This is a genomic window from Streptomyces sp. TSRI0281 (assembly GCF_001905125.1).
Lineage (GTDB): Bacteria > Actinomycetota > Actinomycetes > Streptomycetales > Streptomycetaceae > Streptomyces.
Map to the genome: position 1 here is coordinate 302,622 of NZ_LWLE01000012.1, position 24,556 is coordinate 327,177.

General features: G+C 73.2%; 26 protein-coding genes. 12 read left to right on the top strand and 14 right to left on the bottom strand.

Going from position 1 to position 24,556, the window contains the following annotated elements:
• Nucleotides 1-8: 8 nt before the first annotated feature.
• The 6 genes from A6A29_RS19070 to A6A29_RS19095 form a co-directional block, all read right to left on the bottom strand.
• Nucleotides 9-719: a polysaccharide deacetylase family protein gene (locus tag A6A29_RS19070; RefSeq protein ID WP_073721302.1), complete on the bottom strand. Its 711-nt coding sequence runs from the start codon at nucleotides 717-719 to the stop codon at nucleotides 9-11.
• The gene (locus A6A29_RS19075) at nucleotides 716-1,867 is read right to left on the bottom strand and encodes a Gfo/Idh/MocA family protein (RefSeq protein ID WP_079182859.1); all 1,152 of its coding nucleotides are present in this window, start codon (nucleotides 1,865-1,867) and stop codon (nucleotides 716-718) included. The genes A6A29_RS19070 and A6A29_RS19075 overlap by 4 nt, the downstream gene beginning before the upstream one ends.
• Before the next feature lie 74 nt (nucleotides 1,868-1,941).
• Nucleotides 1,942-3,576: an FAD-dependent oxidoreductase gene (locus A6A29_RS19080; RefSeq protein WP_073721304.1), complete on the bottom strand. Its 1,635-nt coding sequence runs from the start codon at nucleotides 3,574-3,576 to the stop codon at nucleotides 1,942-1,944.
• A 13-nt stretch (nucleotides 3,577-3,589) separates the two neighbouring features.
• Entirely contained in the window at nucleotides 3,590-4,762 is a 1,173-nt protein-coding gene (locus A6A29_RS19085; protein ID WP_073721305.1) for a substrate-binding domain-containing protein, read from the bottom strand.
• A 213-nt stretch (nucleotides 4,763-4,975) separates the two neighbouring features.
• Nucleotides 4,976-6,046 (bottom strand): LacI family DNA-binding transcriptional regulator, encoded by a 1,071-nt coding sequence (locus tag A6A29_RS19090; RefSeq protein ID WP_073721306.1) that lies wholly within the window; start codon nucleotides 6,044-6,046, stop codon nucleotides 4,976-4,978.
• A 78-nt stretch (nucleotides 6,047-6,124) separates the two neighbouring features.
• Nucleotides 6,125-6,493, bottom strand: a complete 369-nt coding sequence (locus tag A6A29_RS19095; RefSeq protein WP_073721307.1) for a VOC family protein — start codon at nucleotides 6,491-6,493, stop codon at nucleotides 6,125-6,127.
• Between the two features lie 213 nt (nucleotides 6,494-6,706).
• Between A6A29_RS19095 and A6A29_RS19100 the strand changes: the two genes are divergently transcribed.
• From A6A29_RS19100 to A6A29_RS19115, 4 genes are all read left to right on the top strand, one after another.
• Nucleotides 6,707-7,594 carry an ABC transporter ATP-binding protein gene (locus tag A6A29_RS19100; protein WP_073721308.1) on the top strand — a complete coding sequence of 296 codons (888 nt, stop codon included), beginning with the start codon at nucleotides 6,707-6,709 and terminating at the stop codon, nucleotides 7,592-7,594.
• Nucleotides 7,591-8,901 (top strand): ABC transporter permease, encoded by a 1,311-nt coding sequence (locus A6A29_RS19105; protein ID WP_073721309.1) that lies wholly within the window; start codon nucleotides 7,591-7,593, stop codon nucleotides 8,899-8,901. Before A6A29_RS19100 ends, A6A29_RS19105 begins: the two co-directional genes overlap by 4 nt.
• A 124-nt stretch (nucleotides 8,902-9,025) precedes the next feature.
• Nucleotides 9,026-10,384 carry a sensor histidine kinase gene (locus A6A29_RS19110; protein ID WP_158074418.1) on the top strand — a complete coding sequence of 453 codons (1,359 nt, stop codon included), beginning with the start codon at nucleotides 9,026-9,028 and terminating at the stop codon, nucleotides 10,382-10,384.
• Entirely contained in the window at nucleotides 10,384-11,028 is a 645-nt protein-coding gene (locus A6A29_RS19115; RefSeq protein WP_073721310.1) for a response regulator transcription factor, read from the top strand. The genes A6A29_RS19110 and A6A29_RS19115 overlap by 1 nt, the downstream gene beginning before the upstream one ends.
• A gap of 76 nt (nucleotides 11,029-11,104) precedes the next feature.
• Here the strand turns inward: A6A29_RS19115 and A6A29_RS19120 are convergent, their stop codons facing one another.
• The 3 genes from A6A29_RS19120 to A6A29_RS19130 are packed head-to-tail and all read right to left on the bottom strand — an operon-like array spanning nucleotide 11,105 to nucleotide 13,124.
• Nucleotides 11,105-11,755 carry a TetR/AcrR family transcriptional regulator gene (locus A6A29_RS19120; RefSeq protein WP_073721311.1) on the bottom strand — a complete coding sequence of 217 codons (651 nt, stop codon included), beginning with the start codon at nucleotides 11,753-11,755 and terminating at the stop codon, nucleotides 11,105-11,107.
• Complete coding sequence (locus A6A29_RS19125) at nucleotides 11,752-12,432, bottom strand: DUF4166 domain-containing protein (protein ID WP_073721312.1); 681 nt, start codon at nucleotides 12,430-12,432, stop codon at nucleotides 11,752-11,754. The genes A6A29_RS19120 and A6A29_RS19125 overlap by 4 nt, the downstream gene beginning before the upstream one ends.
• On the bottom strand, nucleotides 12,429-13,124 hold the full coding sequence (locus tag A6A29_RS19130; RefSeq protein WP_073721774.1) for a hypothetical protein: 696 nt from the start codon (nucleotides 13,122-13,124) through the stop codon (nucleotides 12,429-12,431). Before A6A29_RS19130 ends, A6A29_RS19125 begins: the two co-directional genes overlap by 4 nt.
• A gap of 216 nt (nucleotides 13,125-13,340) precedes the next feature.
• Here A6A29_RS19130 and A6A29_RS19135 point away from each other — a divergent pair, with 216 nt between their 5' ends.
• The 3 genes from A6A29_RS19135 to A6A29_RS19145 are packed head-to-tail and all read left to right on the top strand — an operon-like array spanning nucleotide 13,341 to nucleotide 15,645.
• Nucleotides 13,341-14,018, top strand: a complete 678-nt coding sequence (locus A6A29_RS19135) for an ABC transporter permease (RefSeq protein WP_073721313.1) — start codon at nucleotides 13,341-13,343, stop codon at nucleotides 14,016-14,018.
• Nucleotides 14,015-14,692, top strand: coding sequence for an ABC transporter permease (locus A6A29_RS19140; RefSeq protein WP_073721776.1), 678 nt, complete (start codon nucleotides 14,015-14,017; stop codon nucleotides 14,690-14,692). Before A6A29_RS19135 ends, A6A29_RS19140 begins: the two co-directional genes overlap by 4 nt.
• Nucleotides 14,689-15,645, top strand: coding sequence for an ABC transporter substrate-binding protein (locus tag A6A29_RS19145; RefSeq protein WP_073721314.1), 957 nt, complete (start codon nucleotides 14,689-14,691; stop codon nucleotides 15,643-15,645). Before A6A29_RS19140 ends, A6A29_RS19145 begins: the two co-directional genes overlap by 4 nt.
• A 40-nt stretch (nucleotides 15,646-15,685) precedes the next feature.
• Here the strand turns inward: A6A29_RS19145 and A6A29_RS19150 are convergent, their stop codons facing one another.
• Nucleotides 15,686-16,660, bottom strand: a complete 975-nt coding sequence (locus A6A29_RS19150) for an acetylxylan esterase (protein ID WP_073721315.1) — start codon at nucleotides 16,658-16,660, stop codon at nucleotides 15,686-15,688.
• A gap of 105 nt (nucleotides 16,661-16,765) precedes the next feature.
• On the opposite strand from A6A29_RS19150, the gene A6A29_RS19155 reads away from it, so the two are divergent.
• The gene (locus A6A29_RS19155; RefSeq protein ID WP_073721316.1) at nucleotides 16,766-17,041 is read left to right on the top strand and encodes a DUF2087 domain-containing protein; all 276 of its coding nucleotides are present in this window, start codon (nucleotides 16,766-16,768) and stop codon (nucleotides 17,039-17,041) included.
• Nucleotides 17,042-17,063: 22 nt separating this feature from the next.
• Here A6A29_RS19155 and A6A29_RS19160 read toward each other — a convergent pair whose 3' ends face one another.
• Nucleotides 17,064-18,227 carry an ABC transporter ATP-binding protein gene (locus tag A6A29_RS19160; RefSeq protein WP_073721318.1) on the bottom strand — a complete coding sequence of 388 codons (1,164 nt, stop codon included), beginning with the start codon at nucleotides 18,225-18,227 and terminating at the stop codon, nucleotides 17,064-17,066.
• Nucleotides 18,228-18,333: 106 nt separating this feature from the next.
• Between A6A29_RS19160 and A6A29_RS19165 the strand changes: the two genes are divergently transcribed.
• Nucleotides 18,334-19,629: an alpha/beta fold hydrolase gene (locus A6A29_RS19165; protein WP_073721320.1), complete on the top strand. Its 1,296-nt coding sequence runs from the start codon at nucleotides 18,334-18,336 to the stop codon at nucleotides 19,627-19,629.
• A 90-nt stretch (nucleotides 19,630-19,719) separates the two neighbouring features.
• On the opposite strand, the gene A6A29_RS19170 is transcribed toward A6A29_RS19165, so the two are convergent.
• Entirely contained in the window at nucleotides 19,720-20,292 is a 573-nt protein-coding gene (locus A6A29_RS19170) for a rhodanese-like domain-containing protein (protein ID WP_073721321.1), read from the bottom strand.
• Nucleotides 20,293-20,392: 100 nt separating this feature from the next.
• Between A6A29_RS19170 and A6A29_RS19175 the strand changes: the two genes are divergently transcribed.
• Nucleotides 20,393-20,671 carry a metal-sensitive transcriptional regulator gene (locus tag A6A29_RS19175; protein ID WP_073721324.1) on the top strand — a complete coding sequence of 93 codons (279 nt, stop codon included), beginning with the start codon at nucleotides 20,393-20,395 and terminating at the stop codon, nucleotides 20,669-20,671.
• A 31-nt stretch (nucleotides 20,672-20,702) separates the two neighbouring features.
• On the opposite strand, the gene A6A29_RS19180 is transcribed toward A6A29_RS19175, so the two are convergent.
• Together A6A29_RS19180 and A6A29_RS19185 are read right to left on the bottom strand one after the other, a co-directional pair.
• The gene (locus tag A6A29_RS19180) at nucleotides 20,703-21,470 is read right to left on the bottom strand and encodes a sulfite exporter TauE/SafE family protein (RefSeq protein WP_073721328.1); all 768 of its coding nucleotides are present in this window, start codon (nucleotides 21,468-21,470) and stop codon (nucleotides 20,703-20,705) included.
• Nucleotides 21,467-22,891 carry an MBL fold metallo-hydrolase gene (locus A6A29_RS19185; protein ID WP_073721329.1) on the bottom strand — a complete coding sequence of 475 codons (1,425 nt, stop codon included), beginning with the start codon at nucleotides 22,889-22,891 and terminating at the stop codon, nucleotides 21,467-21,469. The genes A6A29_RS19180 and A6A29_RS19185 overlap by 4 nt, the downstream gene beginning before the upstream one ends.
• A gap of 133 nt (nucleotides 22,892-23,024) precedes the next feature.
• Between A6A29_RS19185 and A6A29_RS19190 the strand changes: the two genes are divergently transcribed.
• Nucleotides 23,025-23,759, top strand: a complete 735-nt coding sequence (locus A6A29_RS19190) for a PIG-L deacetylase family protein (protein WP_073721330.1) — start codon at nucleotides 23,025-23,027, stop codon at nucleotides 23,757-23,759.
• 156 nt (nucleotides 23,760-23,915) lie between these two features.
• Nucleotides 23,916-24,515 (top strand): helix-turn-helix domain-containing protein, encoded by a 600-nt coding sequence (locus tag A6A29_RS19195; protein WP_073721331.1) that lies wholly within the window; start codon nucleotides 23,916-23,918, stop codon nucleotides 24,513-24,515.
• The last annotated feature ends 41 nt before the right edge of the window (nucleotides 24,516-24,556 follow it).

Genomic DNA, 24,556 nt, shown 5'->3' on the forward strand with positions numbered 1-24,556 from the left:
GGCGAGCGTCAGGGGAGCTCGTCGAAGCCCACGCAGGGCAGTGACAGGTCGTCGGCGAGGGCCAGGAGTGCCTCCAGCCGCGCGGGCGCCACATGGTTGGCCTCGTGCGCCTCGGCGACGCAGTGGGCGTACAGCGTGGAGACACCGCCGTCCTCGGCCGTCGCGCGCAGCGTCGCCTCGACACCGGTCAGATCGTGGCCGTACACGACGGGCCCGCGCCCGGAGTCCACCGAGCAGCCGAGCAGCACCCGCCGGTCCGCGAGGTCCGCGGCGGGAACGCGCAGGTCGGCCGCGAGCGCCGGATCGGCGCGCCGGTCGGCGGGTACGCCGCCGCGCAGCCGCTCGAAGAGGCCGAGCAGCAGCCGGTCGGTGCTGTCGTCACGGGCACTGCACGGGTAGGCGAAGCTCCGGGGCGCGAAGCCGAGGCGGCGCAGCTCCTCCAGCGCGGGCAGGACCTCGCGGCGGAGATAGGCGCCGGCTCCGTGCGCGGCGATGAACTCGGGCGCCCGTTCGTGCCGCAGGCCGTGGCAGCCGATGGTGTGGCCGTCGTCCGCGAGCCGGTGCAGCAGCCGCCGGTCCTCGCGGTCGAGCCGGTCGGGCTCGCAGACGAAGAAGGTGACCCGGGAGCCGTACCGGCGCAGCAGCGGCGCGGCGGCGGCCCACTCGCGTATGTGCCGGTCGTCGAAGGTGAGCAGCAGCGCCCGGGTGGTGTCCGTCATCGCCCGGACTCCTCGGGGGCCCAGCCCGGTACGGAGCCGTGCAGCGCCGTGTAGAACGGGTCGCCCGGGACGATCTCACCGGCGAGCACCGGGGCTCCGGTCAGGGCCGCCTTGTACAGGGCGGTGATCAGCTCCAGGGAGCGGCGCCCGTCCCCGGCGCTCGCCCGGGGCCGCCGGCCCGCCCGCATGTCGGCCAGCAGTGAACGCAGTTGGGCGCCGTGCGAGCTGGGGATGTCCTCGGCGGGCGTGGACCGGGCGGCCGTACGGGCGGGGTCCACACCGGGTGCCGGGGTGTAGGTCCAGTCTCCGTTGCCGTACCCGTACAGATGGTTCAGCTCGATCGTGGCGTCGCGCAGGTCGATCCGCAGATGGCTGACCTGGCGGGGCGAGAGGGCGCTGTTGACGACGGTGGCGAGGGCGCCGGAGGTGAAGCGCACGGTCGCGGTGGTCACGTCGTCGGTCTCGGTGTCACGGGCCAGCCGGCCCGCCATCGCCCGGATCTCCGCCCAGTCCCCGAGGAGTTCGAGCATCAGGTCGATCTGGTGGATGCCGAGCCCCATCGCCGGGCCCGCGCCCTCGGTGGCCCACTTTCCGCGCCAGGGGACCGCGTAGTAGGCGTCGTCGCGGTACCAGGTGGTCTGGCAGTGGGCGACGAGCGGGGCCCCCAGCTCGCCCGAGGCGATCAGCGCCTTCGCGTGCTCGGCGCCCGATCCGAACCGGTGCTGGAACACGATCGGGGCGTACGGCCCCGTCTCGCCCTCGGCGGCGGTCATCGCGTCGTACTCCGCCAGGCTGAGCGCGGGCGGCTTCTCGCACCACACCCAGGCCCCGGCCGCCAGCGCGGCGACGGTCTGTTCGCGATGGGCGACGGGCGGGGAGGCGATGACCACGAGATCGGGACGCACCTCGCGCAGGGTGGCGTGGAGGTCGGTGGAGTGATGGGGGAGTGCGAAGTCCGCGGCGAAGGAGCGGGCGGCCTCCGCGTCGGCGTCGACGGCGCCGACCACCGTGAAGTCCGGGGCGTGTGCGAGGAAGGCCGGCATATGGACGGCGCGGACGATGTTGCCCGCGCCGACGAACAGGACACGGTAGGGGGTCACAGACACGGAAGGCCGTCCAGGTGAGTGAGCGAGGTGGTGGGCAAGCATGCTGGTAAGCGTTTTCCCGCAGGCCGGGAAAACGCCCTCCCCGAGAGGAGGGCGGAGGGGGAGGCCGGAACGTCTCAGAGCGTGGCGTAGAGCACTCCGGCGCTGTTCACGGGCCCGGTGCGCAGTTGGTCCGGCCAGTCGAGGGCGATGCCGAGGGAATCGCTCAACCGCCCCTGGAAGGAGGCCAGCCTGCGCTCGGTCGCGCGTACGGCACGCGGCGGCAGCCGGTGCTCCAGGCAGTACGAGACCAGGGCGCCCACGGCCTCGCCGATGCTCCACTGGCCGCAGTGCCCGCCCAGTGCCGGGGCGCTGAGGTGCGTGGCGCCGACGTTCTGCCCGGCAGGGAGCAGATTCTCCACCCGTACGGGAAGCAGTGCGCCCAGCGGCAGCTGGAACGGCAGGCACTCCAGATCGAGCCCGACGCCGCCCCCGGTGCCCGGCTGCAGGGTGATGCGGGAGCGCAGGGTCCCCACGCTGTCGGTGAAGGTCTCCGCGCCCGGCGCCCCGGTCCTGGCGGCGGCCGTGAGGTGGTGTTCCCGCACCGTGAACTCGGCCCGTATGCGCCGGGATTCGCGTATCCGAAGGGACTTGGCGAACCCGTCCGCCGTCCCCGTCACATCCGGTCGCAGCCGCAGTTCGGGGTAGCCGTGGCCGCCGTCGTGGCGGGGCGCCCGCGTCTGCATCCAGTGGAGGAAGGACAGCGCCTGCTCACGCGCCTCCCGCTCGGCCCGGACCCGTGCCCCCTCGCCGAGCCCCACGAGCGGGAGCCCGGAGTAGGCCGTCTGCTGCCAGTCGACCAGAGTGATGTCGCTGTCGAAGGTCCCGGGCAGATACCGGCCGCGGGCGAGCGCCCGCCGCTGGTGCCAGCGGTCGTTGGGCGGCGCGGCCCACGGCGGGACGTCGTCCGGCTCGTGCAGGAACAGGGGCACGGAACGGAGCGAGCCGCTGCCCGGTTCGGCGGTGTCCCAGGAGAAGGCGGCGGACCACCGGTCGTAGCCGGCCGGCCGGTCGACCGTGTGGTCCTCGCCGGGGCGGTGGTCCAGGGCGAAGACCCAGGAGACGGGCTGCTGGTCGAGCGGGTCGGCCACCGCGGCGGCGTGCGGCTCACCGGTCTCCTCCCGGGACTCGGCGCCCGTGACGTGCTCGACGCCCGCGAGTTCGAGCAGTTCGCCCAGGTCGGTGGCGTCGACGACGTACGAGGCGGACACGGTCAGCCGCTTCCCGTCCGGGCCCTCCAGGGTGACGGCGGCGACCCGGTCGCCCTCCGGGTGGGCCGCGACCGGCCGGTGCGACAGCAGCAGGGTGATCCGGCCCGCGGCCAGGTGCGGGGCCAGCAGCTCCTGGACGACGGCGAGCGCGGCGCGGGGTTCATGGCTGAGATGGCCGGTGGTGCTGAGCCCGGGGTCGAGCAGCGGATCGGCGTACGGTTCCGGGCGCAGCGGGTAGTTGCGCCGGTAGAAGTCGCGGATCCGCTCGCGCAGATCGCGGTAGCCGGGGGAGACCGGGTCCAGTTCGATGCGGTGACCGTCGGCGAGCGGCAGCGCCTGCGCGGTGAGCAGGCCGCCGGGCCAGTCGGTGGCCTCGGCGAGCACGACGTGGTGGCCGAAGCGGGCGGCGGTGAGCGCGGCGGCGAGGCCGCCGAGGCCGGCACCGACCACCAGGACGTCGGTCGCGAGCTCGCGGGCGGGGGGTTCGGGGGTGGCGGACACAGGAGTCTCCTCCTCAGGGCCGGGGGGCGGCGACGGTGCGGAGCCGGACCGGCGCGGAGTCGCGCGTCCTGATCCGGACGGGAAGCACGATCTGCTCGGCGCTGCGGTACGGGTCGTCGCCCGCCGCGCGCTCCGAGATCCGGGTGACCAGGAGTTCCACCGCGCGGCTGCCGATCTCCCGCGCGGGCAGCCGGGCGGCGAAGCTCGTCAGCGGCAGCAGATCGTACGGGCCGGCGTCGTCCATGCCCGCCAGCACGATCTCGTCGGGAACACCGATGCCGAGCGAGGCCAGATCGGAGGCCGCGGTGGCCACGGCGAAGCCATGGGCGCACAGCAGGGCGGTCGGCGGCTCGGGCGCGGAGAGCAGCTCGGACAGCAGGCGGATGCGCTCCCTGTCCGGCAGCGCGGTGTACGAGCGCAGTGCGGTCAACTGGGGCAGCAGGGGCTGCCCATGGGCGCGCAGGGCCTGTTTGTGGCCGGTCATCCGGTCATGGACGCTCGTGCACTCGGTCTCGCCCCAGAGCGTCGCGATGCGTTCGTGGCCAGCGGCGAGCAGCTGTTCGGTGAGGCGGTAGCCGACGTCGTAGTTGTCCGCGGTGACCGCGTCGATGGCGAGATCCGGGAAATACCGGTCGACCAGCACCATGGGCAGGCGCAGGCGCCTGATCTCGTCGAGCACACCGAGATCGGGTGCGCCCTGGACGGGGTACAGGATGATGCCGTCGACCCGGTCCTCGACCGCCTGGCGCAGCATCTTGTCCTGGCGCGCCGTGGACGCCTGGTGATCGGCGTGGCCCGTGGCGGTCATCCGCATGGCCGTGTCGGAGAAGAACAGGCGCAGTCCGCGCTCCGCACAGCTCGACTCGATGCCGCGCAGTACGTCGGTCTGGTGCGGCCCCTGACCGCTGATGATGCACGCGATCACCCCCGAGCGCTGCGGGGCGGCGGACCCGTCCGTCCGGTCGCCGGGTGCGGCGACGAAGGTCCCCAGGCCCCGGCGGCGTACCAACAGGCCCTCCGCGACAAGGTCGTTGAGCGCACGTACGGCGGTGGTGGAGCTGACCTGGAACCGCTCGCGCAACTGGTTCTGCGTGATGAACGGGGCACCTGCCACGTACTCGTCGCGCGCCACCTCCGCCCGCAACTCGTCCTTGATGCGCTGGTACTTGGGCTCGGACGTGCCCATCCAGCCACCACCCCCCTCGGTTTGACGCGTCAAAGCAGCGTGGGTACCAGTGTGTTGAGGGTTAACGCATTATTTCAAGGGGGTTGCAGGGAAAATTTGCCGCTTAGTGCGTCAACTGAAGGGGGAGAGGCATCGGAACGCGTACGGCGGGACGATCGCGCGGCGGCCGGGTGGAAGTCCACCGACACGGCCCACGGCCCGGCCCGAGGGGCCTCAGCCGGTGACGCGCGGCGGCGGGGCCGTGCTGGCCCGCACCACGAGCCGCGACGGCACCGCGAGCGACCTGGGCGAGGCCGACGCGTCGCCGAGAGCCAGCAGGAGTGCCCGGCGCCCGATCTCCTCCAGCGGCAGCCGTACGGTGGTGAGTGCCGGCGTGACGTCACAGGCCACCGGAAGGTCGTCGAACCCGACCACGGAGACCTCTGCCGGGACGCTGCGGCCGAGGTCGTCACGGAGCGCCGCGAGAGCGCCGAGAGCCATGGCGTCATTGAGCGCGAACAGTGCGGTGATGCCCGGGGACCTGCGGAAGAGCCGCACCGCCGCGGCGCGCCCGCCGTCCCGGGTGAAATCGGCCTCCGCGCGATGCCGCTCCTGGACCTGGACGCCCAACTCCGCCGCCCGCTCCAGGAATCCCCGCAGCCGGTCCTGTACGGAGACCAGGGCCAGCGGGCCGCAGATGACGCCGATCTCGGTGTGCCCGAGCCCGGCGAGATGCTCGGCCACCGCACGGCCGCCCTCGCGGTTGCCCGGCACGATCGTGTCCACCGGCAGCCCCTCGTGCGCCACCGCGGTCACCCGGCCGCCGTGGGCGGCGAACGCCTCCAGTTCCTGGGTGAGCGCGGGGCTGCCGCCGGTGAAGCCCGACCCGGCGAGGATGACGGCCCGCGCCCGCTGGGCCCGCAGCCGGGCCACGTACTCCGCCTGGAGACGCGGCTCGTGGAACGTCCCCGCCAGCATCACCAGGAGCTTGTGGTCGCGGGCGACCTCCATGACACCGGCCGCGATGGCGGAGTAGTAGGCGTCGTTCACATCGTGGACGATCAGCCCGATGATGGAGGTCGTGGACTGCACGAGCGCCCTGGCCGGCGCGTTGGACACATAGCGGAGCCGGGCGGCTGCCTCCAGGACGCGCTCCTGGAGCTCCTGGGTGACGTTGCGGTCGCTGTCGCTGAGCACGCGCGACGCCGTGGCAAGGGATACCCCGGCGTCCTGCGCGACCTGCTGGAGCGTCACGGCGGACGGCGGGCGGGGGCGGGCGGAACGTCGATTGACCTGGCTCGGCATAGGGCTACGATAGCCGCACTGAAAGCGTTTTCCCATTGCATCCATCGGCGGATCCGACGCCGTGGACACCTCGCCGGGTCAGCCGCCGGCCGGCGGCTGATGCAGTCCGAACGGTGAGCCCTGATCGTCGTGGCAGAGCCGGAACCGGCCGAAGCGGGCGACCGAGGCGTCGTCGGAGCCGCCGAGATCGACGGCGTCGACGGTGCCGCCCAGCTCGCGGACGCGGTCGGCCGCGGCGGACAGGTCCTCGACCCTGAAGAACAGATAGGGACCCGCTCCCGCGTCGCCGCCGTGCAGCCCGCCCGGTCCGCCGGGAGTCCGGATCGCGAAGCCGCCGCCGTCCGACAGCCCCGGGTCGAAGGTCCAGCCGAACAGCGCTCCGTAGAACGTCCTGGCCCGTTCGGGGTCGTCGACACCCAGCTCGAAGAAAGAGACCTCACCGGCCATCACTGACACCCGCCGTCCGTCGGGGGACTTCCGCACTCCCACCGTACGGCCGCCCGTACCCGGCCGCTCCCGGTGGAGCCGGCCCCGCCGGGGTTCGGAAATCCCGAACCCCGCATCCGGGTGGCCGCCCCATTCCGGGCCCCGTCCGCGGCTTCGTACCGTCGGGGAGTCGTCGGCGAGTGGCGCCGGCCGAGGAAAGCGGGCAGAACCGCGATGGACCTCCTGACATCGGCGGACAGCCGACCGGTTCTCGAACTCGACCGGGTGTGCCGGACCTACGGGCGGGGGCCGGGGGCCGTGCACGCGCTGCGCGATCTGGACGCCCGGCTGCGCGGGGGCACGTTCACCGCCGTGATGGGTCCCTCGGGATCCGGGAAGTCGACGTTCCTGCAATGCGCGGCCGGACTCGACCGGCCCACATCCGGCGCGGTGCGGCTGGCCGGACAGGAGATCAGCCGGATGCGGGAGCGGAAGCTGACCCGGCTGCGGCGGGCCCGCATCGGGTTCGTCTTCCAGTCCTTCAACCTCCTCCCCGCGCTGACGGTGCAGGAGAACGTCCTGCTGCCGCTCCGGCTCGACGGCAAGCGGCGCGACGCCGCACGCGCCCGGCGGATGCTTGCCCGGGTGGGCCTGGACGGACGCGAGGACGCCCGCCCGGGGCAGCTCTCCGGCGGACAGCAGCAGCGGGTGGCGATCGCCCGTGCGCTGATCACCGAACCGGAGGTGGTGTTCGCCGACGAGCCCACCGGCGCGCTCGACGGCGCGACGGCCGCCGGGATCGTGGAACTGCTGCGGGAATCGGTGAGCGCCTTCGGCGCCACGGTGGTGGTCGTCACGCACGACCCGCTGGTCGGCGCGGCGGCCGACCGGCTGCTGCTGCTCTCCGGCGGGCGGCTGGCCGAGGACACCGCACCCGCGCACGGCCCGGCCGGACCCGGCGCGCCGCAACGCCGCCCGGCCGGAAGCGGCGCCCACGGGTTCGATCCGCCCGGAAGCGGCGCCCATGGGTTCGGCCCGCCCGGACACGGCGCCCACGAGCCGTGCGCGGCCGGACGCGGCGCCCACGGGTTCGGCCCGGCACAGGACGGACCGGTGTCATGACGACCGGACTCGCCCGTGCCTCCGTACGCTCCCGGCCCTCCGCCTTCGCCGGTACCTTCGCCGCTCTCGTCCTCTCCGCGACGGTGGTCACCGCCTGTGTGGCGATCGCCGTCTCCGCCGCGGGGGCGCCCGCGGCCCCCGGGCGCGCGGCGGTCTCCGAGATGGGCCTCGCCTTCACCCTGGTCACCGTCTATCTGTCCGTCTTCGTGATCGGACAGGTGATGTCGCTGGCCGTCGCCCAACGGGGCCGCGAGAGCGCGCTGCTCCGGGCGATCGGGGCCGGACCCTGGCAGATCAGACGCATGGTCGCGGCGGAGGCACTGTGCACCGCGCTGCTCGCCCTGCCCGTCGGGTACGGCTTCGGCTCCCTGCTCGCCCGCGTCTGGTTCGACGGGATGTCCGCGCACGGCATGGTCCCCGACGGGTTCTCGCTGAGCGTCGGGTGGCCCTCGTTCCTCGCGGCGGCCGGGGTGCTGGTGATCTCCTCGCAACTCGGCGGAGTGATCGCCGCCTGGCGCGGCTCGCGCACCCGCCCGTCGTCGGCGCTCGCCGCATCGGCCGTATCCGGCGGTGAACGGGCAGGCGTGGTACGTGGGTTGTCCGCCGTGCTGGCTCTGCTCGGCGCCGTCGCGCTGACCGCCGCCGCACGGGCCGGGTCGGTGGAGGACGCGGGGGCCGCGATCCCTCTCGTCCTGCTCGCCCACCTCGTCGCGATCGGGCTCGCCGGGCCGTGGATCGGCCGCCTCACCGCCGCGGTGGCGGCGCCGCTGCTGCGCGGGCCGGGCGGCGCGGCGGGGGAACTGGCCGTGGCCGGTGCGCGGGCGAGGGCGCGCAGGCTCTCCGCGGCGGTCACGCCGATCGCCCTGGTCACGGCCTTCGCGCTGGCCAAGTTCATCTCCCTGTCCGGGGCGGGCGATCCGGACTGGATGGAGGTCTTCGGCACGCTCCTGTACGCCGGTTTCGCGGGCTTCGTCGCGGCGAACACCCTGATCATGCTGACCCTGGAGCGTCTGCGGGAGTTCTCCCTGCTGCGGGCGGTGGGTGCCGGAGCCCGGCAGATCGTCGCCGTCGTCCTCTGGGAGGGCGTCATCACCGCCCTGGCCGGGGTGGGCGCGGGCGCCGTCGCGGGCTGCGCCGTGATGGTGCCGTTGGGGGAGAAGACCGGCACTCCGCTCTCCGGCCTGCCGCCCTGGGCCTGGGCGGCGACGCTCACCTCCGGTCTCGTGCTGGTCCTGGCCGCCTCGTGCGTGCCCCTGGTGCGGATGCTGCGGGTGCGGCCGATGGAGGGGATGGTCCGAAGCACCTGAGGAGGAGAGATCATCTCCGGACACGACCGGGGTGGTGTCCGCCGCCGTCGAGCGTGACAGTCCGCCCCGCCACCCTGCCCGCCCCCGCCTGCCTACCGCTCATCCGCCAGGAACGGACCTCTTCGTGCCCCCTCGTACCACCCGCCCCCTCGGCGTTCTGCGTTTCCTCGGCATCCCCGTCTCCCGGACCCTGTGCAGGGAGACCGCGTACGCCGTCCTCGCCCCGCTGCCCGGCGTCATCTGCGGCATCGCGCTCCTCGAACTCCTCGCCGTGTCGCTCGTCGCCTCCGTGACGCTCGTCGGTCTGATCCTGCTGGTCGGGGTCCTGTTCGCGGCCCGAGCGGCAGGCGCCCTGCACCGCGGGCTGCTGCGTGGCCTGCTGGGGGAGGACATCCCCGCGCCGCCGAAACGGAAGTGGCGCGGCCGGGGCTTCCTGTCCGGCGTCCGCGCCCGTCTCACCGACGGCGACGGGTGGCGCGCCGCCGCCTTCGGTGTCGCGTACGCACCCCTGGGCCTGGTCCTGTTCGCCGTCGCGGTGGGCCTGCGGCTGTACGGCATCGCCGCACTCAGCTACCCCCTGTGGTGGCGGGCCGTCGAGACGGACGGGCGTCCCGGTATCGGCCTGGTGGGCGACATCGGTCTGGACACCTGGCCGAAGGCGCTGGCCACCGCCCTCGTGGGCCTCGCCGTGCTCGCCCTCTCCGCCTGGTCGACGCGCGCACTGCTCACCCTCGTCGTACGGCCCACGGCCCGCGCCCTGCTCGGTCCGGGGCGGCTGGCGGACCGGGTGACCGTCCTGGAGGAGACCCGTGCGCTGGCCGTCCAGGATTCGGCGGCCACGCTGCGCCGCATCGAACGCGATCTGCACGACGGTGCGCAGTCGCGCCTCATCGCCGTCGCCATGGCCCTCGCGGGTGCGCGCGACCAGCTCTCCCGCGCACCGGGCGACTCACCGCAACTGATCCGGGGCCGCGAACTCGTGGACTCCGCGCTTGCCAACTCCCGTACCGCCATCGAGGAGTTGCGCGACCTCGTCCGCGGCATCCATCCGCCCGCCCTCAACAGTGGCCTGGACGTGGCGCTGGAGACCCTGGCGACCCGGGCGGGCCTCCCCGTCGCCGTACGGCTCGATCTGCCCGACCGGCCGCCCGAGGCCATCGAGTCGATCGCGTACTTCTGCACGGCCGAACTCCTGGCCAACGTCGCCCGCCACGCCGGTGCGGACCGGGCCGAGGTCGAGGCGTATGTGAAGGGCGGGGTGCTGCGGGTGACCGTGCGCGACGACGGCCGCGGCGGCGCCCGCCCCCGTCCCGGTGCCGACACCGGGGCCGGGGGCACCGGGCTCGCCGGTCTCGCCGAACGGATCAGTACGGTGGACGGGCGGCTGCTGATCGACAGCCCCGACGGCGGCCCGACCGAGGTCACCGTCGAACTGCCGCTGCCCGCCCACGTCCCCCGCACCGTCCCCCAGGAGTCCCGCTGATGCGCATAGTGATCGCCGAGGACGCCGCCGTCGTCCGTGAGGGGCTGGTGCAGCTGCTGCGCGACCGGGGTCTGGACGTCGTGGCGGCCGTCGGTGACGCGGACGCCCTGCTGGACGCCGTCGACGCACATCTGCCGGACGTGGTGGTCGCCGACATCCGGATGCCGCCCACCCACAAGGACGAGGGGCTGCGCGCCGCCCTCGAACTGCGCCTGCGCCACCCCGACCTCGGTGTGCTGCTGTTCTCCCAGTACGTCGAGACCCGGTACGCGGACCGGCTGGCGGCCACCGGGATGTCCGGTTTCGGATATCTCCTCAAGGACCGGGTCGTGGACGTCGCCGACTTCGTGGACGCCCTGCACCGCGTCGCGGACGGCGGCACCGCACTGGACCCGGAGGTCGTCACCCGGCTGCTGGCCGCCCGGCGCAAGGAGGACGGGCTGTCCGGCCTCACCTCACGGGAACGCGACACCCTCGCCCTCATGGCGGAGGGGCGGACCAACGCCGCGATCGCCGCGGCGCTCGGCATCTCGCAGCGCGCCGTCGAGAAGCACACGGCGGGCATCTTCACCAAGCTCGGTCTGCCCCGCACGGAAGAGGGACACCGCCGGGTACTGGCCGTACTGCGCTACCTCGACACCTGACCGGCACCCGCGCGGGGGACACCCCCACGGGCTTCCCCGGCCGGCCCTCTCCCGCCCCTGGTCCGGCCCGTCCCGCTCACTTCCCGCCGGTGCGCCGCAGCCGGTGCCGTACGGCGCGCTGCGCCATCGGGCCGAGCCCTTCCAGGACGTCGACCAGCGCGGCGAGCTGCTCCAGAGCGTCGAGCGCCCGCCCGGCGCCGTCCGGGTCGACCCCGTCGTACAGTTCCAGGCCGACGAAGGACGCCGCCACGGCGCGGGCCAGCCCGGCGGGGTCCGCGAAGTCCCCGAGCGGGGTGGTGGCGACCACCCGGACCAGGACCTTCTCGATCTCGTCGGTCCACAGCTCAAGACCGGCGGCGGTGGCGGGGGCGAGTCGCGGCTGCGTCTGGGCGCCCGCCAGCAACTGGGCGAGGAAGGCGACATGGCCTCCGGCCCGTTCCTCGGCATGCAGCTCACGCCCGCACCGGAGCAGCTCGCTCAGCGTCGTGACGGACGCGAACCGGTCGCGGTAGCGGGCCACACGCTGCTCGGCACCGTGGCGGCAGGCAGCCGCGAGGAGTGCGTCGACGGACCCGAAGTGGTAGAAGACCAGCGCCTGATTGACCCCGGCGGCGGCCGCGACGGACCGGGCCGACGTCCTGGCGATGCCGTGTTCGGAGAGTGTGCGCAGGGCGCCCTCCATCAGCTTCACCCTGGTGTCCTCACCGGCGGCGCTCCCACCGGTCATGCCCGTGCCTCCTCGCGCACGGGACGCAGTCCGGCGCGCACGCCGTGACGCCGGGCATCGACGTACCGCGCGCGGAACGTGCCCTCGTACCCGAACAGCGGGCCGAAGTGCCGGTTGGTGACCGCGACCCGGATCCGGAAGCGTTCCGTCGCGTCGTCGTAGGATTCGCGCACTTCGGCGTCGCCCCGGAGGAATCCGGGGACGCGGACGTCGAACGGCCCCTCCCGGAAGCGGTGTTCGCCCGAGCGGATCAGCATCGATCCGTCGGGCTCGGCGGCGAGCCGCAGATCGGTGGCGAGGTGCTGATGGGTGCCGAGGTAGTCGAGCACGCAGGACCGCTCGGGGCTGTGCACCATCGTGGCGTCGAACCGGCGCGGCCCGCCGGGCAGCGCGAAGGTGCGCACGAACGTGACGGTCTCGCGGCCGTAGGAGTCGGTGTACGGCACGTTCTCGATGGTGAAGGGAATGTCGCGGCCGGTACGGGGGACGAGCACGTTGCGGGTGCCGCCGAGGGCGAGGAACGGCTTCACGAAGGCCCGCCCGTGCCAGATCCGGTCCATGACCCCGCGTCCCAGACAGGCTTCCCCGCTGTCCAGACCGACCGAGAAGCGCCGCCGCAACTGGGGGTGCAGCCGGTCGAACTCCGCGCCCATGGCGAGGCGGAAGATCGAGGTCATGGACGCTCCAGCAGACGGAGGACGGCGGGTGCGGGGGCGGTGGCGCGGCCCGGCGGCCGGCGAAGACAGCGGCGGGCGGCGGGAGTGACGGGCAGCGGCGGCAGCAGCAGCGCGGCCGCCGCGGCGATGAGCGCGGCGCCCGGCCCGAGAGGCAGCGCCGCCGGCACGGCCAGCAGCCGGACGGCGACCTCGGCCACGGCGTACCCGAGGGAGCGGGCGGGGCTGATGCCGCGTTCGCACCAGAGCCGCAGCCGGTCGAAGGACCAGGCGGTGGCCCAGCCCATCAACGGCCGGAACCCCAGCCGGTCCACGAGCGAGCCGAAACGGCCCCAGCGGGTCCGGTAGTCGTAGCCGGTCAGGAAGCGGATGCCGTCGGACGTCGGCACGTAACGCCAGTAGCCGCTGCCCTCGGCGAGGAGCGAGAGGGGCTGGGGCGAGGAGAACCGGAGGGCCGACACCCGCTCGCCGTCCGGCCGGTGCCGCTCGCCCGCGCTGGTACCGGTGCCCGCGACCGTGAGGAAGGGGGCCACCCGGGTGGCATAGCGGAACCGCCGGGCAGCGTCGGGGGCACCCGGCACATACGTGATCTCCGTGAACCGGAGATCCCACCGCTGATGCTGCGCGGGGTTCTGGGTCAGCTCCCAGAGTTCCTCCGGATCCACACGGATCAGTGCCTCGACGTACAACCCCACGTCTGCCCCCGGTTCGTCCATGGTCCATCCACGGTTGAGCGATCGCTCAACCCTCCGCCGGTCCGGGACACTAGCAGGGATTTGAGCAGTCGCTCAAGACGCGGGTCGCGTGCGGGGCGGCCGGCTCCGTGCTCCGGACCCGACGGGCCCGGAGCACCCACCTCGAACAGGCGATCATGACGCGCGTCCGCCGGACTCCCGCGCTCCAATGGACGAGTGACCGCGCCTCCCGACGACTGCCTCGCGCGCAATGAGTGGATCTGCGGCGCCTACCTCTCCAGCCGCCGGGAGATCCTCTGGGACGCGGTCGTCCAGCACCTTCAGCTGACCGCGGTCTCGGTGCTGATCGGACTGGCCATCGCCCTGCCGCTCGCCCTGGCCGCCCGCCGCCGACGCTGGGCGGCCGGGCCCGTGCTCGGGCTGACGACGATCCTCTACACGATCCCGTCGCTCGCGATGTTCTCGCTCCTGCTGCCGGTGTACGGGCTGTCCGCCACGCTCGTCGTCGCCGGACTCGTCCTCTACTCACTGACCCTTCTCGTCCGGAACATCCTCGCCGGACTGCGCGCCGTACCCGAGGAGACCCGGCAGGCGGCGCGCGGCATGGGCTACGGCCCCGCACGCCTGCTGATCGCCGTGGAACTCCCGCTCGCCCTGCCCGCGGCCATGGCCGGACTGCGGATCGCCACCGTCTCGGCGGTCTCCCTGGTCACGGTCGGCGCGATCGTCGGCCACGGCGGACTCGGCAACCTCATCTACTCGGGCATGAACACCTACTTCAAGGCCCAGGTGCTCACCGCGTCCGTCCTCTGTGTCGTCATCGCCGTCGCCGCCGACCTGCTGCTCCTGCTCGTGCAGCGGTGGCTGACGCCCTGGACGAGGACACCGTCGTGACCACCCTGCGGGACACCTGGTCCTGGCTCACCACCGCCACCCACTGGTCCGGCCCCGACGGCATCTGGCACCGGCTCGGCGAACACCTCTTCCTCACCGTCGTCTGCCTGCTGATCAGCTGCCTCATCGCGCTGCCGGTCGCCCTGGTCCTCGGCCACCTCGGCAAGGGCGGCGCCCTCGCGGTCAACATCTCCAACATCGGCCGGGCCGTCCCCACGTTCGCCGTGCTGGTCCTGCTGCTCCTCACACCGATCGGTGCGTACGGCCAGTGGTCGACCATCATCGCCCTGGTGCTCTTCGCCATGCCGCCCCTGCTCACCAACGCCTACGTGGGGATGCGCGAGGTCGACCGGGATGTCGTCCGGGCCGCCCGGGGAATGGGCATGACGGGCCGGCAGATGCTGCTGGGAGTGGAGATCCCGCTCGCGCTGCCGCTCATCCTCACCGGCGTCCGGATCGCCGCCGTGCAACTCGTCGCCACGGCGACGCTGGCCGCCCTGGCCGGCGGCGGGGGACTGGGCCGGATCATCACCGCGGGCTTCAACCTGGCCTCCACGCCCCAGGTCGTGGCCGGAGCGGTCCTCGTCGCCGTGTTCGCCCTCCTCGTGGAAGGGCTCTTCGAGACCGGTCAGCGCCTCGCCCCGGACCGGCGCCGCACCCGGGAGGCCGCGTGAGCGGCCCCCGTACCCCGTACGCCCTGTGCTGCGCACTCCTGCTGGCCGCCACCGCCTGCACCTTTGGCCCCACGCTGGAGAACCGGGGCGATGTCACGGCCCCGCCCGGCGACAGCAAGCACCTCACGATCGGCTCCGCCGGATTCACCGAGAGCGATCTGCTCGCCCAGATGTACGCGATCCTGCTCGACCGGGCCGGGTACTCCACCGAGATCATCTCCGTGACCAACCGGGAGATCTACGAACCCGCACTGGAGAACGGCCAGATCGACGTCGTGCCGGAGTACGCGGCCACCTTCGCCGACTGGCTGAACGCCAAGGCCAACGGTGCGGACGCCGCCCCGGTCGGTTCCCCCGACCTCGGCACCACGATGAAGGCGCTCCGTTCGCTGGCCGCCCGCCGCGGCCTCGTGGTCCTCGATCCGGGCCGCGCCGTCGACCAGAACGCCTTCGCGGTCGCCGCCCCGTACGCGGCGCGGCACCGGCTCAAGACCCTCGGCGACCTGGGGCGCTCACACCTGCCCGTACGGCTGGCGGCGGGCGACGAATGCGTACAGCGCCCCTACTGCGCGCCCGGACTCAGGAAGACGTACGGCATCCGGATCACCGCCGTCGACCCGAAGGGCGTCGGCACCACCCAGGCCAAACAGGCCGTGCAGAGCGGTCAGGACCAGATGGTCCTGACCACCACCACCGACGCCACCCTGGACGACTTCGGCCTCGTACTCCTCGCCGATGACAAGCATCTGCAGAACGCCGACCACCTGGTCCCCGTCGTCAACCGTTCCCGGGCGGGCAGCGCCGGAGTGCGGGACGCGCTCGACCCGCTCAACACCGTGCTGACCACGGCCGCCCTGGCGTCGATGAACGAGGAGGTGGACAGCCGGCGGCGGCTCCCCGAGGACGTCGCGCGCCACTACCTGGAGTCCGAGAAGCTCATCCCGGCAGGGTGAGACCACGGCCCCGCGAGGGGTGCCCGTCGCTCCGGGCCGGTCAGGCCGTCAGCTTTCCGGGCAGCCAGGCCAGTTGGGCGGCCTGCTGGAACGCGCCGCCGCCCTCGTGGTCGTTGAAGTCGTACACCTCGATCGTCTTGTCCTCGTGGGCGTACGCGTTGAAGGCCGCGAAGACCGTCGACGGCGGGCAGGTCTGGTCCTCCAGGGCCGTCGAGAACAGTGCGGGAGCCCGCCCGCGTGCCGCGAAGTGCACCCCGTCGAAGTAGGCCAGCGTGGCGGCGGCCCGCGCGGTGCGCCCGCGGTGCGTCTTGAGGTAGTTGCCCACCTCGCGGTACGGCTGCCGGTCGGTGACGGTGACCGCGCGCGGGAAGTCGCACAGGAACGGCACGTCCGGAGCGACCGCTACCAGGTCCGGTATCAGCCCGCCGGCCGCGATCGCGATGCCGCCGCCCTGGCTGACCCCGGTGACGGCGGTGCGTGCCGCGTCGGCCAGCGGATGCGAACGCGCGGCCTCCACCGCCCGCACCGCGTCGGTGAACACCCGCCGGTAGTAGAACTCCCGGTGATCCTCGATGCCCCGGGTCATGAAACCGGGCAGCGAGGGCGCGCTGCCCACGGGGTCGGCGGTGTCGCCCGGTGCCCAGCCGCTGCCCTGGCCCCGCGTGTCCATCACGAAGTGGGCGAAACCGGCCGAGGCCCACAGCAGATGCGTGTGCGCCAGGCCGCGCCCGCCGCCGTACCCGAGGAACTCCACGACCACCGGCAGCGGGTCCCGGGTGCCCGCGGGAAGGACGAACCAGCCCTTGACCGGGTGCCCCCCGAAACCGGCGAACGTCACGTCGTACACCTCGGCACTCGCCAGTCCCGTGTCGGTGCGGCGTTCGAAGCGGGCGTCGAGATCATGGCTCCTGGCCTCGTCCAGCGTCGTCGACCAGAACGCGTCGAAGTCCTCGGGCTCCACCGACCGGCTGCGGTAGGTGCGCAGCTCATCGAGGGGGAGGTCGAACAGGGCCATGCGGGACCACCTTCGTCGCAGTAGCAGATGATCACACCGTACGGTTTCCGTCATAGCGCCGAAAAGGCGTTGCCCTCCCACCGCGGGCCTGCGACGCTTCCGGCCATGCCCGAGAAAGAAACCAGCAGTGCGCACGGTGTGGCCGCGCTCTTCTCCCACGGACGTCTCACGACGATCCCCCGCAAGGTGGCACGCCGCGAACAGTTGCTGGTCCACCTCTCCGAGACGCTCTTCGAGCGCGAGCGCGCGTACACCGAGCGCGAGGTGAACGAGGCGCTGCTCACGGTGCACGAGGACTGCTCGGCGCTGCGGCGCCATCTCGTCGTCGCGGGGCTGCTGGTACGGCCCAAGGACGGCAGCAGTTATCGGCGCGGGCGGTAGCCGGTCACTCCGGGGAGCGCCCCTACGCGTCCGCGACGGAGTCGAAGTCCACGTCCTCGCGCCCCACGCCCTGGGCCTCCGCGTCCACCGAGCGGCGCAGCGCCTCATGGAGCTTCGCCGGAGTCAGTACGCCCAGGAAGCGCGCGCCGTCCAGCACCGCCACCCACCCGGCGTCGTACTGGAGCATCTCGCTGAACGCCTGCTTCAACGGGGCGCCGACGGGCACCCACGCGTCCATCCGCCGGGCCAGCTCGCCCACCGTGCCCAGCTCCCCGGCGATCCGCAGCGCATCCGCCGACACCCAGCCGTGCAGATCGCCCGCACCGTTCAGCACCACCGCCCAACGGGCCCCCGACGCCCCCAGCCGGGCCGCCGCCGACCGGGCCGGCTCATCGAGGCGGGCCACCGGCGGCTCCCAGAGGTCCTCCGGTTCGATCGCGGTGACCGACAGCCGTTTCAGACCCCGGTCGGCGCCGACGAACCCGGCCACATAGGGCGTCGCCGGGGTGCCGAGCACGGCGGCCGGGGTGTCGAACTGCTCGATGCGGCCCTCCCCGTACACGGCCATCCGGTCACCCATCCGCACCGCCTCCTCGATGTCGTGCGTGACCAGCAGGACGGTCTTCCTGACCGTCGCCTGAAGCCCGAGGAACTCGTCCTGCAACCGTTCCCGTACCACCGGGTCGACCGCACCGAACGGTTCGTCCATCAGCAGCACGGGCGGATCCGCCGCGAGTGCGCGGGCCACCCCCACCCGCTGGCGCTGCCCGCCGGACAACTGGGCGGGATAGCGCGAGCCGTACGTGCCGGGGTCCAGGCCCACCAGGTCGAGCAGCTCCGCCGCCCGTTCCCTGGCCCTGCCGCGCTTCCAGCCGACCAGCGCCGGGACGGTCGCGGTGTTGTCCAGGACCGTCCGGTGCGGGAACAGGCCGACCTGCTGGATCACATAGCCGATCCGGCGGCGCAGCTTCACCGGGTCGACCGCGGCGATGTCCTCGCCGTCCACCAGAATCCGGCCCGCGGTCGGCTCGATCAGCCGGTTCACCATCATCATCGTGGTGGTCTTGCCGCAGCCGGACGGTCCGACCAGGGTGACCAGCTCCCCCTCGGCGACCTCGAAGGACAGCCCGTCGACCGCGGCCGTGCCATCCGGGTAGACCTTGCTGACCTGCTCGAACCGGATCATGACTGCACGCTAGGAGCCCCCCGCGTACGGCGCACACGGGCCGCGACTGTCCGAGTCACGGCCATGTGCTGAACTTTCCCGGAACCATCTGATTCAGGAGCCTTTTGTGAGCAGCTACCGGCAGCCCGGTGTCGTCTTCACCGACCGTCATTTCACGGTCCCGCTCGACCACAGCGACCCGGGCGGCGAGCAGATCGAGATCTTCGGCCGCGAGGCGGTGGCGTCCGGCAGGACCGGGGAGCAACTGCCGTGGCTGATCTACCTGGAGGGCGGCCCCGGGTTCGGCGCCCGCCGTTACGTCGGCGCGGAAGCCTGGCTGGGCCGCGCCCTGCGGGAGTTCCGGGTGCTCCTGCTCGATCAGCGCGGGACCGGCAGGTCCACCCCGGCGAACCGGCAGACCCTGCCGTTGCGGGGCGGCCCGCGCGAGCAGGCCGACTACCTCGGCCACTTCCGCTCCGACAGCATCGTCCGCGACTGCGAAGCCATCCGGCCGCAGGTCACCGGCGGCGAGACCTGGACGGTGCTGGGACAGTCCTTCGGCGGATTCTGTGCCGTCCGCTATCTGTCGGCCGCCCCGGAAGGGCTCACGGCCGCTCTGATCACCGGCGGACTGCCCGCCCTGGACGCCCATGCCGACGAGGTGTACCGGGCCGCCTACCCCCGGGTCGAGCGGAAGGTCGCGGCCCACTACGCCCGCTACCCGCAGGACGTGCGGCGGGTCCGGGAGATCACCGAGTACCTCGTCGCCCACCGCTCGGAGGGCACCGGGCACCGGCTGACGCCCGAGGGGTTCCAGTCCCTCGGCATCATGCTGGGCGTCGGCAACGGCAGCCACCAGCTGCACTACCTGCTGGAGAACGCCTTCGTCCGCACCCCGCACGGAACCGAGCTGTCCGACGCCTTCCAGGAGGCCGTGCGCACCGCCACCTCGTTCGCCGGCCATCCGCTGTACGCCCTGATGCACGAGGCGATCTACGGCCGGGGCGAGCGGCCCACCGGCTGGTCGGCCGAGCGGGTCCGCGCCGAGTTCCCGCAGTTCGACGCGGCGGGCGCACTGGCGGGCGAGGGCCCCGTGCTCCTCACCGGCGAGACGATCCACCCCTGGCACTTCGACGTCGACCCGGCCCTGCGCCCGCTGCGCGAGACCGCCGAACTCCTCGCCAGCCGCACCGACTGGCCCGTGCTGTACGACCCCGAGCGGCTCGCCGCCAATGAGGTGCCGGTCGTCGCCGCCGTCTTCCACGACGACATGTTTGTCGACACCGGGCACGCGCTGCGCACCGCCGCCGCCATCCGCGGGCTGCGCACCTGGGTGACCAACGAGTTCGAGCACGACGGACTGCGTGCGGGCGGACCGCGCGTACTGGACCGGCTGCTCGCGATGGTCAGGGACGAGATCTGACCGGGACCGCCCGGTGAACACGGGGGAGCCGGCCGCACATGGTGTGCGGCCGGCTCCCCCGCGTACGTTCCGGGCGAACGCCCGCACCGCTCACTTCTGGAGCGCCTCCAGCGTGGTGCTCAGGTCGGCGGCGGTGCGCGGTGCGCGGTTGTGCGGGAGCTTCGAGAGGGCCGCCGCCATGCCGCAGGTGTTGGTCAGCGCGGAGAAGACCAGGCCGGAGCCGATGCCGGCGGACAGCCAGCGCGCGGCCGGGAACCGAAGCCCCGCCACCAGACCGGCCACCACCAGCGAACCGGCGGCGAGACGGACCTGGCGCTCCATCGGCCAGACGGCCCCGGAGCCCTCGGGCCGGTCCAGTCCGCGGCCGTCGCCCTCCCAGGCGGAGGTGCCGCCCGTGAGCGTCAGGGCGTCGATGTCCGCCCCGGAGAGGACCTCGCACGCACGGGTGGAACGGACACCGGAGGCGCAGACCATGAGCAGCGTGCCGCGCGCGGACGCCGACTTCAGCGCGGGCAGGGCCTCGGGAAGCCGGTCGAGCGGGACGTTCAGGGCGCCGGGGACATGCCCGGAGGCGTACTCGCCGGGGGCCCGCACATCGATGACGGTGAACTCCTCCAGACGGGCTGCGGCCTGGGCGGGGGACAGGGAAGCATGGCTGGTCACGAGCAGGTGGTCCTTTCGTTCACCGGGTGGGGAAGAGACAGGCGTCTCTGCCTTCCCCGGACAGGTTAGGATACCCCTTGGGGTATTCGGAGGAGGATGTGTGGAACTCGACATGGCGGCCGACGAACTGAAGTCGGTCCTCAATCGCCTGCGCCGCGCCCAGGGCCAGCTCAACGCGATCATCAGGATGATCGAGGAAGGGCGGGACTGCGAGGACGTCATCACGCAGATGGCGGCGGTCTCGCGGGCCCTGGACCGGGCCGGTTTCGCGATCATCGCCACCGGACTGCAGCACTGCATGGCGGACGGTGCCGCCGAGCCCGCCGACCGGGACCGGATGCGCGCCAGGCTGGAGAAGCTCTTCCTCTCGCTGGCCTGACGGCGCCTGCCGGGCCCCGGGCGGACGTGGGTCACACCAGGAACGCGTCGAGGATCATGGCGAGCGCGACGGCCAGGAGCACCGCACCGAACAGCCGTCGCAGGGTGTCCGTGGACACCTTCGCGGCCAGCCGTTTCCCGTCCCAGGCACCCAGCACCGCCGACGCCGTGAACGGCGCGATCACCGCCCAGTCCAGCGGGGTCGGTGTGGCGAGCCGGGTGACGAGCGCCGCTGCCGAGTTGACCGTGATGACCAGCAGGCTCGTCCCCACGGCCGCGGTCATCGGCAGGGCGAGGACGGTGACCAGGGCCGGCACCGCCAGGAATCCGCCGCCCACTCCCAGCAGCCCCGTCAGCGCACCGAGCCCCGCCCCCGCCCCGGCCGCCCTGCGGGCGGGCACGACGTCCGGGCCGCGCCCGTCCCCGGCGCCCGGCGGCGCCGGACGGGGCCGGAGCATCCGGACCGCGGCGAACGCCGCGAGCACGGCGAACGCCACGGTCAGCACCACCGCCGGAATCCGTGCCGACAGCGCGCCCGCGACGGCGGCCGGGACGACGCCCGCGGCGGCGAAGAGCCCACCCGTACGCCACCTGACCACGCCCTCCCGCGCATGGGCCAGCAGTCCGGTGAGCGAGGTCGCGATGACGATGAGCAGCCCGGCGGTGGTGGCCGCGGTGGGGGTGAAGCCGAGCAGATAGATCAGCGCGGGCACGGCGAGGACGCTGCCCCCGCCGCCCAGCCCGCCGAGTGCCAGGCCGACCACGGCCCCGGCCGCCAGCGCCAGGACCAGCGAGGTCACGCGGTCGTGCCCGGCACCCGGGAACCGGACGCCGGTCCGCCTGCCGCGCCGGGGCGCTCGGCCACGACGACCGTCAGTCCCGCCTCGTCCGCCGCTCCGAAGCCGTCGTCGACCGCCACCACCTCGCGCCCCGCCGCGTCCAGCAGTGACGCGGCGATCGCCGCCCGCATGCCGCCCGCGCAGTGCACCCACACCACGCCCGGCGGCACCTCGGCCAGCCGGCCGGGCAGCTCGTGCACGGGGATGTGCGCCGAGCCGGCGATCGCGCCGCCGTCGCGCTCCGAGGCCCGCCGTACATCGAGTACCACCGGGTCCTCGCCGCGGCGCCGGGCGGCGGCCAGCCCCGCGAAGTCCGACCGCGCGAAGGAGCGCAGCTCGTCGGCTGTCCGGACCCAGGAATCCGGGGCGCCGGTGGCCGCGGCGGCCGGCCGGTCGATGCCGACCCGTGCCAGCTCGCGCTGAGCGGCCGCGATCTCCTCGGCGGTGGACGCCAGCAGGGTGACCGGCCTGCCCCACGGGATGAGCCAGGCCAGATAGGTGGCGGGCTGTCCGGCACCCTCGAAGTTGAACGACCCGGCGACATGCCCCTCGGCGAACGCGACGCGGCCGCGCAGGTCCACCACCCACTCGCCCGCGGCGAGCCGCCGTGCTATCTGCTCGGCGTCCGCCGGGGCGGGCGGGGTCAGATCGATGGGGGAGGGGCCCGCGGCATTGGCCGGGCCCATGTGCGCGTAGTACGCGGGAACGTCGTCGAGACCGGCGAGCAGCTCCGCGACGAAGGTGTCCACGTCCTTGACCAGCGCCTCGTTCCGGCCGCGCTCGGCACCGATCGTCGTCGCGGTGCCCTCGCCCGGCGTGGTGGAGCAGAAGCTGCCGAAGCCGTGCGTGGGCAGCACGGCGACCTCGTCGTCCAGGGCATCGGCCAGCCGGTGCGCCGAGGCGTGCTGGGCGCGGGCCAGCCGTTCGGTCAGCCGGGGCTCGACCAGATCGGGGCGGCCCACGCCGCCGATCAGCAGCGAGCCACCGGTGAACGCGGCAACGGCACGGCCGTGCTCCCGGAGGACGTACGAGGTGTGGTGCGGGGTGTGTCCCGGAGTGGCCATCGCGCGCAGCGTGATTCCGTCGTCGACCTCGACGGTGTCTCCGTCGGCGACCGGCGTACGGGCGAAGGAGACCTGCGCGGCGGCGGGCACCAGATAGCGGGCGCCCGTGATCCGCGCCAGTTCGAGGCCGCCGGACACGTAGTCGTTGTGCAGATGCGTCTCCACCACCAGGGCGATGCGCACCCCGCGAGCGGCGGCCGCGGCGATGATCCGGTCGATGTCACGCGGCGGATCCACCACCGCGGCGGCCCGTTCGCCGCCCGCGAGATAGCTGCGGTTGCCCAGGCCGGCGGTGTCCATGGTGTCGATGAAGAACACGACACGCTCCTTCCGATTGCTTACCCCAGGGGGTATATCTTCAGTAGCCTAACAGTAATACCCCGGGGGGTATATTTCGGCCCGGGTGTGCCGACTCGGCGCGGACTCCACGGCGCGCGGATAGCCTGCGTGCATGACACAGCGACAACTCGAACCCATGCCCGTCGACTGGCAGCGTGCCCTGGCCGTCGCGGCCCATCCCGATGACCTGGAGTACGGATCCGCCGCCGCTGTGGCGGGCTGGACCGACGGTGGCCGCGAGGTCGCCTATCTGCTGGCCAGCCGTGGCGAAGCGGGCATCGACACGCTTTCCCCCGAGGAGTGCGCGCCGCTGCGGGAGCGGGAGCAGCGGGCGAGCGCCGCGGTGGTCGGGGTGCGTACGGTGGAGTTCCTGGATCACCGGGACGGTGTGATCGAGTACGGGCTCCGGTTGCGGCGTGAGATCGCCGCCGCCATTCGCCGCCACCGGCCGGAACTGATCATCACTCTCAACCACCGGGACACCTGGAGCGGGGTCGCCTGGAACACGCCCGACCACCGGGCGGTCGGCCGGGCTGCGCTGGACGCGGTCGCCGACGCGGGAAACCGGTGGATCTTCCCCGAACTCGTCGAGGAGGGGCTCCAGCCGTGGAACGGGGTGCGCTGGGTCGCCGTCTCGGGCAGTGACCGGCCCACCCATGCGGCGGACGCGACACAGGGCTTCGAACGCTCGGTCCGGTCGCTCCTGGCGCACCGTACGTACATCGAGGCGCTGACGCGGGAGGACCCGGAGGCGTACTGCCGGACCCTGCTGGAGGGTGCGGTGCAATCCGAGGCCGAACGGTTCGGCGGCACTCCCGCCGTCACCTTCGAGGTCTTCACACGCTGAGTGGCCGTGATGCCCCGTGGTGCGCCGACTGTGCTCAGCGCGCGCGGCGGGGCGGTGCGCGGCGGGGCGGCGCGCGGCGGGGCGGCGCCCGCAGGCGCCGGTGGGTCGTCGGCCTACCCGATTGACAAACCTCCTTGCTGATTCTGCAATGGGCACATGAAGGAACACGACCGGGACGACCCGGAACTGAACACCGTGCTCACCGGTGTCGGACCCCGACTGCGCAGGCTGCGCACCGACCGGGGCGTCACGCTCGCCGCTCTCTCCGCCGCCACCGGAATCTCCGTGTCCACCCTTTCCCGGCTGGAGTCCGGCGGGCGGCGCCCCAGTCTGGAACTGCTGCTCCCGATCGCCCGCGCCCATGAGGTCCCCCTCGACGACCTCGTCGGCGCGCCGCCCGTCGGGGACCCGAGGGTCAGGGCCAAGCCGATCGTGTACGGCGGGAAGACCGCGCTTCCCCTGACCGGACGGCCGGGCGGCCTCCAGGCGTACAAGGTGGTGCACGAGTCCGCCTGCCAGGAGGTGCCGGAGCGGCGTACGCACGAGGGGTACGAGTGGCTGTACGTGCTCTCCGGGGAGCTGCGGCTGCTGCTGGCCGAGCACGACCTGGTGCTGGCTCCGGGGGAGGCCGCCGAGTTCGACACCCGGCTGCCCCACTGGTTCGGTCCGGCCGGTGACGAACCGGTGGAATACCTCAGCCTGTTCGGGCCGCAGGGGGAGCGCATGCACGTCAGGGCCAAGCCGAAGCGGGCGTGAGGGGGCCGGTGCGCCGGACGGGCCGCAGCTGTTCCCAGATC

Coding starts and splice junctions, on each gene's coding strand:
- A6A29_RS19070 (WP_073721302.1), bottom strand. CDS start 719: ATGACGGACACCACCCGGGCGCTGCTGCTCACCTTCGACGACCGGCAC.
- A6A29_RS19075 (WP_079182859.1), bottom strand. CDS start 1,867: ATGCTTGCCCACCACCTCGCTCACTCACCTGGACGGCCTTCCGTGTCT.
- A6A29_RS19085 (WP_073721305.1), bottom strand. CDS start 4,762: ATGGGCACGTCCGAGCCCAAGTACCAGCGCATCAAGGACGAGTTGCGG.
- A6A29_RS19090 (WP_073721306.1), bottom strand. CDS start 6,046: ATGCCGAGCCAGGTCAATCGACGTTCCGCCCGCCCCCGCCCGCCGTCC.
- A6A29_RS19095 (WP_073721307.1), bottom strand. CDS start 6,493: ATGGCCGGTGAGGTCTCTTTCTTCGAGCTGGGTGTCGACGACCCCGAA.
- A6A29_RS19100 (WP_073721308.1), top strand. CDS start 6,707: ATGGACCTCCTGACATCGGCGGACAGCCGACCGGTTCTCGAACTCGAC.
- A6A29_RS19105 (WP_073721309.1), top strand. CDS start 7,591: ATGACGACCGGACTCGCCCGTGCCTCCGTACGCTCCCGGCCCTCCGCC.
- A6A29_RS19115 (WP_073721310.1), top strand. CDS start 10,384: ATGCGCATAGTGATCGCCGAGGACGCCGCCGTCGTCCGTGAGGGGCTG.
- A6A29_RS19120 (WP_073721311.1), bottom strand. CDS start 11,755: ATGACCGGTGGGAGCGCCGCCGGTGAGGACACCAGGGTGAAGCTGATG.
- A6A29_RS19125 (WP_073721312.1), bottom strand. CDS start 12,432: ATGACCTCGATCTTCCGCCTCGCCATGGGCGCGGAGTTCGACCGGCTG.
- A6A29_RS19150 (WP_073721315.1), bottom strand. CDS start 16,660: ATGGCCCTGTTCGACCTCCCCCTCGATGAGCTGCGCACCTACCGCAGC.
- A6A29_RS19155 (WP_073721316.1), top strand. CDS start 16,766: ATGCCCGAGAAAGAAACCAGCAGTGCGCACGGTGTGGCCGCGCTCTTC.
- A6A29_RS19160 (WP_073721318.1), bottom strand. CDS start 18,227: ATGATCCGGTTCGAGCAGGTCAGCAAGGTCTACCCGGATGGCACGGCC.
- A6A29_RS19190 (WP_073721330.1), top strand. CDS start 23,025: ATGACACAGCGACAACTCGAACCCATGCCCGTCGACTGGCAGCGTGCC.
- A6A29_RS19195 (WP_073721331.1), top strand. CDS start 23,916: ATGAAGGAACACGACCGGGACGACCCGGAACTGAACACCGTGCTCACC.